Here is an 11,813-nt window from a genome sequence, read left to right as displayed (position 1 = left end):
CATGATAAAGAAAGTTGTATTATCCTTCCCGGTAGATGCTACCGACAGATCGCTGACCTATGACCTGGTCAAATTATACGATATCCGGATCAATATACTGAAAGCCGAAATACAAGCCGGGAAATCCGGTAATCTATTAGTCGAACTCGAAGCCGATACCGACAAACTGGACCAGGGTATCGCCTATTTAATCGAAAACGGAGTTACGGTAAGTCCGGTATCCAGTAAAGTATCGTATGACGCGAGCCTCTGTATCGATTGTGGCAACTGTGTATCGGCCTGCTTTTCCCACGCGTTGACCATAGGGGCTCCGGATTGGAAACTGCATTTCAATCCGGAAAAATGTATTGCCTGCAAATTATGTTTGAAAGCTTGTCCTCTCAAACTATTCCGGATCGAATTTGCCGAAGCCTGAATTTACCCTATGCCGTATGGAATATATCGATCGCACCTATCGCAAGCATTTCCGCCAGGATCGCTGGAGCTATTTTACCATAGCTTATAAAGAAACCGATCTGTGTATCGGCGTGGACCGGGGTTCCTGGCAACCGGAAATACCGGTCTGTGCAGAACGATTTGTCCGGGAATTACGGACGGATATGGACCGCTGGATCGGTTCACACCCGGATTATGCCCAGGCTTTAACCCCCTTTCAGGCAAGCGGGGATGCTCCCGGCATATTCAAAGAGATGTCGCGGGTAACCCAAACAAGCGGTATCGGCCCGATGAGTGCCGTAGCCGGCGCCGTCGCTCTGAAAGTAGGGGAAAACCTGAAAAAACGATTCGGTATAAAAGAAGTGATCGTCGAAAACGGAGGGGATATTTATGCCGACCTCTGTCAGGATATGGATATTTCGGTATTTGCCGGTTCTTCCCCCTTGTCTGAAAAGGTCGGTTTGCATATCGAGGCAGCCTATGCCCCCCTCGGGATTTGTACCTCTTCCGGAACCGTCGGTCCGTCACTCAGCTTCGGTAAAGCCGATGCAGTGATGATTGTCTGTTCAGACGTAATGCTGGCCGACACTTATGCAACCGCTTTCGCCAACACGATTCAGACAGCGGAGGATGTTCAGACCTGCATCGAAAAAATCAGGGAGCAGGAAGACATACTGGCCGCCATTGCGATCAAAGACGATAAATTAGGTATATGCGGTAATTTTGAACTCAAACTTTTTTGAATTGAACGAACGTACAACTATGATACAAGACGAAATCAAGAAGCGGATTCTGATCCTCGACGGAGCCATGGGAACAGCTATCCAGCAATACGGTCTGACAGAAGCCGATTTTCGCGGTAGTGAATTTATCTCCCATCCGGTAAACCTGAAAGGTAACAACGATATCCTGAACCTGACCTGTCCCGAAGTGATCCGGCAGATTCATCGGTCGTATATCGAAGCAGGAGCCGATATTATCGAAACCAATACTTTCAACTCGAACGCCATCTCACAAGCCGAATATCGGGGAGAAAAGCTCGTATACCGCTTAAACTACGCGGGGGCGAAATTAGCTGTAACGGAAGCCCGTGCAGCTTCACACCAGGTATATGTAGCCGGCAGTATGGGACCGACTTCCAAGACATTATCACTATCACCGGATGTCAACCGGCCGGAATTCCGTCCAGTGGACTTCGATACCCTGGTCTCGACTTATGCAGAGCAGGTAAGCGGATTAATCGACGGCGGAGTAGATCTCTTGTTAGTGGAAACCGTTTTCGACGGTCTGAATGCAAAAGCAGCCCTTTATGCCATTACCCAGGTACAGGAAGAAAAAAGGACTTCACTCCCTGTCATGTTATCGGCCACCATCAACGACAGAAGTGGGCGGACGCTCACCGGACAGAGCCTGGAAGCACTTTACACCACTGTATCCCATTACCCGCTGTTCAGTTTCGGATTGAATTGTTCGTTCGGGGCCACCGACTTATTGCCGTTTATCGAACGCTTATCCAAGACGCTGCCTTGTCCGTTGAGTATTTATCCTAATGCAGGTCTTCCCAACGAAATGGGAGAATATGATGAAAGCCCGGAGCTAACGGCTTCCTGCCTGAAACAGATGGCCACAGCAGGTTTACTCAATATCGCGGGAGGGTGTTGCGGTACTACTCCGGAGCACATCCGGGCCATACGTGAAGCCCTTCAAGCCATTTCTCCCCGACAGATTCCGGCTATCCCGGCCCAGCTTGTGGTAAGTGGTCTGGACAAGGTCGTAGTCGATAAAGCCCAAAATAACTTCATCAATGTCGGTGAACGGACCAATGTTGCCGGTTCCGCTAAATTTGCCAAACTCATCCACGCCAAAGCTTATGAAGAAGCTGCCCGGATCGCCCGGAAACAAATCGAGGACGGGGCATCGGTTATCGATATCAACATGGACGATGCCATGCTCGACAGTGCTCTCGAAATGTCCACTTTCGTCCGTTATATCAGCAATGACCCCGATATTGCCCGGGCAGCCCTGATGATCGATTCTTCGGATTGGAATACCATTTTAGCAGGACTCAAAAATGCCCAGGGGAAATGTATCGTCAATTCGATCAGCCTGAAAGAAGGAGAGGATCTGTTTCTGGCAAAAGCCCGGGAAATACATCATTTGGGAGCTGCTGTCGTCGTTATGGCTTTCGACGAACAGGGACAAGCCGTCACTTATGAACGTAAAATCGAAATCTGTGAGCGGGCTTACCGGCTCTTAACCCGGCAAGCCGGTTTCCGTGCGGAAGACATCATTTTCGACGTCAATATTCTGGCTATCGGAACAGGCCTGGAAGAGCACAATAATTACGCCGTCGATTTCATCCGGGCAATAGCCTGGATCAAGGCCAACCTGCCGGGATGCCGTACTTCCGGCGGAATCTCCAATCTCTCGTTTTCTTTCCGGGGAAATAACCCGGTACGCGAAGCCATGCACTCCGTATTTCTCTACCATGCGATCGAGGCAGGCATGGATATGGGCATCGTCAATCCGGCCATGTTACAGGTATACGATGAGATAGAACCTCAATTACTGGAAGCAGTAGAAGAGGTGGTATTGAACAAACACCCGGAAGCCACGGAACGCCTGATCGAACTGGCCGAACAAATCAAGGGACAGAAAACCGCAGACGGAAAGGCTATAAAAAATGAAGAATGGCGCACCCGTACGTTATCCGAACGCCTGAATTTCGCTCTGATCAAAGGTAATACGGAATATCTGGAAGCCGATCTGGCCGAAGCGCTGACCGTTTATGCCTCTCCCGTCGAAATCATCGAAGGTCCCCTGATGCAGGGGATGGATAAAGTGGGGACACTATTCGGTGAAGGAAAAATGTTTTTACCCCAAGTGGTAAAATCGGCGAAAGCGATGAAAGCAGCTGTCGCAATTTTACAACCGGAGATCGAAAAACACAACGCCGGTACGGGAGAAAATATTCAGCGCCCTAAAGTTGTCCTTGCGACTGCCAAAGGAGATGTACACGATATCGGTAAAAACATCGTCAGTATCGTATTGACCTGCAACAATTTCGATGTCATCGACCTGGGGGTGATGGTCGATAACCAAAAAATCGTTGCCGCAGCCAAAGCCCATCAGGCAGACCTGATCGGAGTCAGCGGACTCATCACTCCTTCCTTGAGCGAAATGGAAGCTTTGTGTGAGTTACTACAGAAAGAGCAGCTCCGGATTCCGCTTATCGTAGGCGGAGCGACCACTTCAACCGTACATACCGCTGTAAAACTGGCCCCCCGATACGATTATGGCGTCATCCAGGGGGGAGATGCCTCCCGGACTGCAGGGATCATGAAACGGCTACTATCCGACCGGTCGTCCTACCTCGCACAAGTGAAAGCAGAACAGGAAAAAATACGCGGGCAATATTATCATAAACAGGACCGTTTGCTTCCCTATACAGAAGCTCAGGCCCTGGCTCCTGTCTTTGACCGGGAAAGCTACCGGTTGCCTGCCAGTTTCGGGGAACACAATCTGTTGGGAAAAAATATGGACTTGCAGGACCTGATCGCTAAAATCGATTGGACTCCATTTTTCCATTTCTGGGGATTCAAAGGTAAATTCCCGGAAATCATTCATCAGCATGAAGAAGCCGACCGTACTTACCAGGCCGCACTGGAAATGTTGGGCACCGTTATTGCCGGCAATGAATTCGAAGCTTCGATCGTGGTCAACTTCTTCGATGCCTATGCAGAAGATGACGAAATCGTATTGGATAACGGTCACCGTCTCCCCATGTTGCGTCAACAAAAAGCGGGGCAAGAATGCCTGAGTTTATCCGATTATATCTGTCCCAAGGCTTACGGAACTTCCACCATCGGGTTATTCGCCCTGAAAGTCGCCGACAAACAGGGCGGTTGTGACTGCCACGACTTCAGCCATCTGCTGCGTGAAAGCTTATGTGCCCGGTTAACCGAAGCTTTGGCCGAATGGATGCAGGAACAATTGAGTGAAGGTTTGTCCCTGATCCGCCCGGCCTTCGGCTATTCGGCCTGTCCGGATCATTCACTGAAAAAAGATGTCTTCGACCTATTGGATGCACCGTCTAAAATCGGGGTTTCCCTGACCACGTCTTATGCGATCTATCCGACGACAAGTCTTTGTGGTATGCTCATCGCACATCCGGCTGCCCGTTATTTCAGCATTGGAAAAATCGGCGCAGACCAGTTGACGGACTATTGCACAAAGCGGGCGATCACCCTGGAAGAAGGAAAAAGATTATTAGGATTATAAAACCGGGCAAGCCTATGCCCATAACCAGTACATCATGACTAAAGTAATCGATATTATCAATCAGAAAAAGGCACCTTTCGCTTCGTTCGAACTGGTGCCTCCATTGAAAGGAAGCGATATCAACAAACTATACGGAGCCATAGAACCTCTGATGGAATTCGCCCCTCCCTTCATCAATATCACCTTTCACCGGGATGAAGTGGAATTCCGCCAAACGGCCGACGGTACCTTTGAAAAAGTGACCATCACCAAACGGCCGGGATCGGTAGCCATTGCAGCAGCGATAATGAAACGGTTTCCTGTAGAAGTCGTCCCCCATCTGATCTGCGGAGGAGCCAGTAAACATCAGATCGAGAACGACCTGATCGACCTGAACTTCCTGGATATTCAGAATGTAGTCGCTTTACGCGGAGATGCTATCCCCGGCCAAAAATATTTCGTTCCCGAACCCGACGGCCACCGTTACAGTTGCGAACTGGTGGAACAAATCCACAATATGAACCGGGGAATTTACCTGGACGAATGTCTGAAAAATGCCGTACCTACTAATTTTTGTATCGGTGTCGCCGCTTATCCCGAAAAACATTATGAAGCCCCGAATATAGACATCGATATCGAAAATCTGAAACGCAAAGTAGATGCAGGAGCCGATTATATCGTTACTCAAATGTTTTTCGACAATACCCGGTTTTATGAATTTGCAGCCAAATGCCGGGCCGCCGGTATTACTGTTCCGATCATCCCCGGCCTGAAACCCATCTCGACGCAAACCCACATCGAAATGCTCCCCCGGGCTTTCAGTATCGACCTGCCCCAGGAACTGATGAACGAAGTCCGGAAATGTAAAGACAATAAAGCCATCTATCAGGTAGGCATCGAATGGTGTACAGCCCAAAGCAAGGATTTATTAGTCCACGGTGCCCCGGCTATCCACTATTATACCATGGGAAAAGCCGACAACATCCGGGAGATTTTAAAACGTACTTTTTAAATAGTTACAAAAGTAACTATTTAAAAAGTAGAATTAACTCAGTTTATAAACCCGAATTCAATAATTTTTCCAATAATTTTTTCAATTCCGGACTGGAAGGCCGAGGCGATTTAGTCGTCACCACTTTCCCTTCCCGGTCAAATACCATGAAACGGGGAATTGTGGTAAATTTATAGTCTTTCATAATTTGCGGAGACACGCCAGCAAAAAGCTGTACACCACTAAGCCCCTCCTGCTCCAGAACCTCGAGCCACTTCCGGTGATCTTTCTTCTGATCGATCGATACACCGATAAAAACGACATCTTTACCTTCCATTTCTTTCTCCAGTTTCACAAGATGAGGGATTTCCGCACGGCAGGGACCGCACCACGTAGCCCATACGTCCACCAGTACAACCTTACCCCGGAAATCGGACAAGGATACCAGCTTACCATTCCGGTCGGGATAAGTGAAATCGGCTGCCATTTCGCCCTTCTTCCCCTGATACAGCCTGGCCGAAACGGCATTCATCCGCTCCCGGTGATTTTCAGTTGTCAGGAAACTGCCATATTCACCGAGTATTTTCTGATAGTTTTCATAAGTCCGGCAACGTTCGGCATACCAAAGCACGATTTCCGCTTTCAGTAAATCATCCGACAACCATTTAAGCCGATTGGATAAATTGTCTTTTTCCCCCTCTTTTGCCAGAGCAAACGTCGTATAACGTTGCAAATAATCGTAACCATAAGGTTGTTCCAGTACCGAAGCATCCGTTAACTTATCCCGGGAAACAATGGTTTCGTAATACGCCGGATAATCGGCCGGAGTAGGACGACTGGGTTTATGGGTTTCTTTACCCGCTTTCAGGGCATTCAAAATCCGGAAAGCATAATAATCGAGATCGAAATCAATCGTTTGTTTCACCAAGCGTGCGAATGTCTCATCCCGGAAGGTCAGCTTTTCCTGAAACTCACGGGCCTGTGGCAGAAAATCCATAAAATAAGGGAAGAAATCGCGGTAATCGAACAAAGCATACTTCAGATTATCGACTCTTTCCCGTACCGGAATCATCATCGTTTCCCAACGGGCAAGCAAGAGATTTTCCGGCGTATTCCGCGCAGTAATCACGATAGTATCTTCGGGGAAATTCACTTCTCCCTGATCACCCGGTTTTATATAAAGACGGATCCGATCCAGATTCTCCTTTCCCCCCACCGTATAGAAGCCTTTCCGTTCAGGCTGGAAGGCGAATCCATACCAGCCGTCCCGGCTCACCTTCGAGGTTGCGATCAGACATTCTTTTCCGTCTTCCACCTTATATAAATTCACTTCATTCATTCTCTCGCGAGTCACCCGGCCCCGTATGCCGGCATAAGTCTTGCGGTCGTTCAGTTCTGCTTCATACCGGTCCATATACTCCCGGATCAAGCCGGCCAGCTGAGGGGTAGCCGCCTGCTGTTCGGCCCGTCGTCCCAACTGAATATACCGGGCTACTTGCTCATCCGTACCTTCCTGAACAATAAAACCGAAACGAAAAGCCAGATCCATCATCACATATTGGGGAAAATCAGTCCGTTCTTCCAAATTTTTCAACACCCCTTCGATATCCTTACTCAGATAAGCCACCACGTAGTCCAGTGTATTCTCGATCTCCGGCTTTTTCTCAAAACCGATCTTTTGCATCTGATGGGCGATACGGCCAATTCTTTCCGGCCATTCAGCATCCTTACTATTATTGATGCCAAGCAATTCATCTCCATAAACGGAATAAATCTTCTCATCCACTATTTTCTGCCCCACTGTCCGGTCGAAAGCCTCTTTGTGATCCACCAGGTATTCAAACCGGGGATCGGCCGGTCCCATTTCCTGATCGAAAATATACCAGTTTTCTGCACTGCATTTCGCTTTGTCGCTCAGTTGCCCGAAAACTTCCATACAAACGTTCTTCACGGCAGGCCGATCGCCGGCATCTTTCAAAGCCTGAACGTAATGGGGGTATTGTTTCCGGGCAAGCTTACCCTGCTGATAGCGTTCGTTGAGATAGGCATAAGAAGTCGTTTCCTCCAATCCTCTTGCAACCCGTTCGCGGAAACGCTCCCATTGACTTCCTCCGGCCAACCGGTGTTGCACCGTACCGTCCGGCCGGATAATAAAAAATGTCGGGAAAGCACGGACTGCAAACTGTTTTTTCAACCCGATCCCTTCGCCTTTTTCCATGTCATACTTTACACAAACGAAATGTGCATTCATAAACTCACCGGCTTCAGGCAAAGTGAAGACGTTTTTCAGCATATTCTTACAAGGTCCGCACCAGCTGGTATAGCAATCCATAAATACCAGCTTGTTTTCTGTCCGGGCCTGTTCCAACGCCTGTCCGAAGGTCAGATCACGGAACTCCACCCCCTGTGCAGCCACCCGGCCAAGGAAACCGCACAACAGTGCGGTCCCTAATATCAATATTTTCTTCATTTTTACAGTTTTATTGCTTGTATTCAAAATCGACTACTTTTCCACACACATTCTTATACCGCGTCACTTCTTTCAGCGAACCGTCCGTACTCATTTCCAGTACTACGATAGAACCGGACTTGGCCGTACCGGAACCATCGCTGATGCCTACCCACATCTGATTGATATTCCCCACCTGGTCACATTCGATATAATCCACATTTCCTCCTTCCATCTCATACACATTCAGCAGATTGCCGGTAGAAAAACTGACGCACGCAATCTTGTTATCGTAACCGTAATACAGGAAATTGGCATTCTGAGCCGTAGTAAAGGTATGAGCCTCACGAGCCCCCTCATAGGTCAGTTGAAGCTTCGCCAAAGGGGTAAATACAACTTGTTTGTCAACCTTGCTCGAAGTAAAGGAAAGCATCCAGCGTTCCCCGGCATCATCCTCCATCACCATACGCCCATTACTCAACTTATAATTACTACCGAATGCACCTCCCCACAACATCTGCATCCCCACATTGTTGGGATTAAACGCACCTGACATATCCTGCAATTCAATCATCACATCACCATCCAGCGGGCAATTCAAATAAATGAAACGTTCCCGTCCCTGGTCATAGAACCAGGCCACATAGCTACCTGTCGCATCAAAAAAGTCAAAAGGAGCGATCCGGTCGTATTCCCCTTTAACCGCCACTCCGTATTTCGGATAACCACTCTCCCTATTTTCCCGGCGATAGATAATTCCGTCATTATTCACATATTCATACAAGGTTACTTCGGCAGTTCCAAAGAATTGGGGCTTGATGACTTCCGGTTGTATATAAAACATATCCTTGAAATCCATCACATACGACATATCGAGAGGCTTTACCACCGTACCGCCTTTCTCATCGTCCGTCATGATAACGATCATTTCTTCCGCCTGCGATAACATGCCTGAAACATAACGGATACCCGTAGGGTTCTTACCGGCCGCTTCCCCATTCACTTTCTTATAGGCATTCTCTGTCACCGTACCGACGGTATTCACAAAAGTCACACTCGCCTCTCCATCTTCGCTACTCAATGCCATCATGCCCTTGGAATAGGAATTGATAACTGTGACAGAAGTGGCATACTCCGTAGTATACGTTATCCCCGTCTCTTTGTCCATTACTTTAAATACCAAACTATAGTCACCCGGGATACAAGTGATCTCCGTATCCAGATTTTTCTCCAGACTCAATGTATCCGCAGAAGTCAGACTACTCATCCCATAAGTTGTATACATATACCACAAATAGGTATAATCCTCAGCTTTGAACTCACCGGAACGAGTTGTAATCTCCGGTTCGATTTTCAGGCGGGTAAACTGTTCCACTGTCGTATCACGTATTTTCCCGATGGTTACGTCATTCAATTCGATGTAGAGGTCATTCCCCTTGTCTTCCAGACAAGAAGCCAAAAGACAGGCTACAAAACACAGCAATAAATATATCTTCTTCATATCGCATTCATTTTACAGATTACACTCCTTCTTACCAAGGCTCGATAATTTTACCATTCTCATCATAAACCGGATAATTTTCCTCGAAATAGTCACTCATATATGCCCCATAAACATCCCACATCCGGCTTTCTGCACTGTACTCGCTTGCCTCGGCAGGGAAATCCCGTCCCAGTTCCAAAATACAAAGCTCATGCTTTTTCCGGGAATATTCCCCGAAATCCCAGGAAATCGTTTCTTCCCAATAAAGCGGTTTTCCTAACATGTTCGACACCAAAAGACGACAAGTCCGCCGGTCAGTAATGCCCAGGTCCAATTCATCAGAAGATTTCAAGGCAAGGGCTATCGTCACCTGTTTCTTTTCCAATTCCTCGTCCTTGTTGTAAATAATTACGGGAATCCTCGTATAAACGGCATCGGCAGGCAATTCGTATACCGGTTTCAAAGCCTCGTAATGAAGGCCCTCCTCTGCAGTCGTTTTCTCATCGTCCGTCACGACAAGAATATCACGGGCATACGGGACGGCATCCCCCTGCAGATTTACCCGAACCCATAACGTATCTTCCTCAACCCCTTTACCGGCAAAAGTATACACCATGCTGTCCAGAGTTTGTGTCCAATAATAATCATCCGTCTGTAGCTGAAAATATACGGCATCTTTTCCCTTGAACGGGTAGTCTGCATTGTCCTGGCAACTCCATAGCGCTGCCAGGCATAAAAATATATATCCTAATTTTTTCATCGTCTGTCTTTTTTATTTAATATTACCAAATTCAAGTTCGTTGTCCGGCATCGGGAAAACATAATGTTTTGCCATCGGTTCCGACATCCCCGGTAATTTGTCATAGTTCAACCGTTTGTAATAATAGAAAAGCTGACCTTCAGCAATAAACTCTTTGCGGTATTCAGCCTCTATTTCAGCTGTCAGGTCACAATCGTCCGCCAACGGATAATTTACATATCCCCGGTGATCGCGTAAAGTCTGCAACCAACTCTTATCACCCGAAGCCTCCGCAGCAATCAGATACATTTCCGACAACTTCAGTAAAGGAATACGATTCACACCCTGATATTTCCCGACATAATATTTCGTCTCGCCGGTTTTCAAGACAAACATGTTTTGATTGCGCCAATCGATATCTACACCGGGCGTACCGAACACAACCGAACGCCGGGCATCCGAAATATAACATCTCATAGAACTCTCCTCGCCGAAAAACACATCCGACCGTCCCTCTTCCATATCATACACATAAAGAGAAGAAATATACTCGTTCTCACTGCACAAATACCCCCACGTCTCGTCCTGCTGCAACTGTTTTTCTTCCAGCAGTGAAAACTTTCCGCTTTCGATGACCTCTTTCGCACATGCCAGCGCATTCACCTTGTCCCCCTTATACAAATACACCCGTGCCAGGAAAGCGGTTATGCCATAATAGTTCAGCTTCGATTTGCGGTAAAGCCAAAAACCGCCCCCCTGGATAAAATCTTCGGATTTGTAGCCGCTCTCCGTGTAAGTATCGTATGCAGGCCCCAAAGGATCAACTTCCCGGATCAGTTTTCGAGCCTCCTCCGCCTCGGTAATTATCCGTTCCAGCACTTCTGCCACAGTCGACTGCGCCACAGGTTTGTTCGTCACCTTATCTACGTATGGGATGGCAAGTTCATCCTTACCCGTCACATAAGAGAAAGCAAAGCCCCGCAACAGGTCGAAATGCAAGAAAGCACGCAAAGCCAGCGCTTCTGCCTTTACAGCCTCGTATACCCCACTACTGAATACACCTTTCCGCTCGTCTACATGAGCCAGAATCTGATTACAATTGGCTATCGCATTATAATTTCCTTTCCAAAAACCATCAATGCAGGCTTCCGAATTTGTCTCCTCATAATTGTATTTCAACACATCCTCGTAAGTATAAATCACCTCCGTATAGGTCTGTGCCACCATCTCCAAAAATCCCATCGTCTCATGCCCTCCGTACATGTCCGTACGTGCCATTATTGTATAAATACCTGTCAGTGCATCCTGGAAACCGGCCTCCGATTCAAACAGCACCTCCTGTTTTACCTGCGATTTAGGATCCACATCCAACCAATTATTACAGCCACCTAACAACAGTGTGCCTGCCAACATGCCGTATTTCAATATTGTATATTTCATAACCTTCTATCAATTA

The 11,813-nt window shown here is 47.6% G+C and carries 8 protein-coding genes; 4 read left to right on the top strand and 4 right to left on the bottom strand.

Features of this window, described 5'->3' with window-relative positions:
- Window position 1: 1 nt before the first annotated feature.
- Genes ODOSP_RS17225 through metF form a run of 4 tightly spaced genes read left to right on the top strand, consistent with a single transcriptional unit; the run spans window position 2 to window position 5,707 of the window.
- Window positions 2-415, top strand: a complete 414-nt coding sequence (locus ODOSP_RS17225) for an NIL domain-containing protein (RefSeq protein ID WP_013613557.1) — start codon at window positions 2-4, stop codon at window positions 413-415.
- 16 nt (window positions 416-431) lie between these two features.
- The gene (locus ODOSP_RS17220; protein ID WP_013613556.1) at window positions 432-1,178 is read left to right on the top strand and encodes a UPF0280 family protein; all 747 of its coding nucleotides are present in this window, start codon (window positions 432-434) and stop codon (window positions 1,176-1,178) included.
- Window positions 1,159-4,716, top strand: coding sequence for a methionine synthase (metH, locus tag ODOSP_RS17215; protein ID WP_407669115.1), 3,558 nt, complete (start codon window positions 1,159-1,161; stop codon window positions 4,714-4,716). Before ODOSP_RS17220 ends, metH begins: the two co-directional genes overlap by 20 nt.
- A gap of 34 nt (window positions 4,717-4,750) precedes the next feature.
- Entirely contained in the window at window positions 4,751-5,707 is a 957-nt protein-coding gene (gene metF, locus ODOSP_RS17210) for a methylenetetrahydrofolate reductase [NAD(P)H] (RefSeq protein WP_013613554.1), read from the top strand.
- A 43-nt stretch (window positions 5,708-5,750) separates the two neighbouring features.
- Here the strand turns inward: metF and ODOSP_RS19035 are convergent, their stop codons facing one another.
- The 4 genes from ODOSP_RS19035 to ODOSP_RS17185 are packed head-to-tail and all read right to left on the bottom strand — an operon-like array spanning window position 5,751 to window position 11,797.
- Window positions 5,751-8,156, bottom strand: coding sequence for a TlpA family protein disulfide reductase (locus ODOSP_RS19035; protein ID WP_013613553.1), 2,406 nt, complete (start codon window positions 8,154-8,156; stop codon window positions 5,751-5,753).
- A 10-nt stretch (window positions 8,157-8,166) separates the two neighbouring features.
- Window positions 8,167-9,636: a PKD-like family lipoprotein gene (locus ODOSP_RS17195; RefSeq protein WP_013613552.1), complete on the bottom strand. Its 1,470-nt coding sequence runs from the start codon at window positions 9,634-9,636 to the stop codon at window positions 8,167-8,169.
- A 31-nt stretch (window positions 9,637-9,667) separates the two neighbouring features.
- Window positions 9,668-10,378: a DUF4843 domain-containing protein gene (locus ODOSP_RS17190; protein ID WP_013613551.1), complete on the bottom strand. Its 711-nt coding sequence runs from the start codon at window positions 10,376-10,378 to the stop codon at window positions 9,668-9,670.
- A gap of 12 nt (window positions 10,379-10,390) precedes the next feature.
- Window positions 10,391-11,797, bottom strand: coding sequence for a RagB/SusD family nutrient uptake outer membrane protein (locus ODOSP_RS17185; RefSeq protein WP_013613550.1), 1,407 nt, complete (start codon window positions 11,795-11,797; stop codon window positions 10,391-10,393).
- Window positions 11,798-11,813 lie beyond the last annotated feature (16 nt).

Origin of the sequence: Odoribacter splanchnicus DSM 20712 (assembly GCF_000190535.1) — a bacterium.
GTDB classification, from domain to species: Bacteria; Bacteroidota; Bacteroidia; order Bacteroidales; family Marinifilaceae; genus Odoribacter; species Odoribacter splanchnicus.
Note: the sequence above shows the minus strand (reverse complement) of the source record. Positions and strands in the feature narration are given on the sequence as shown.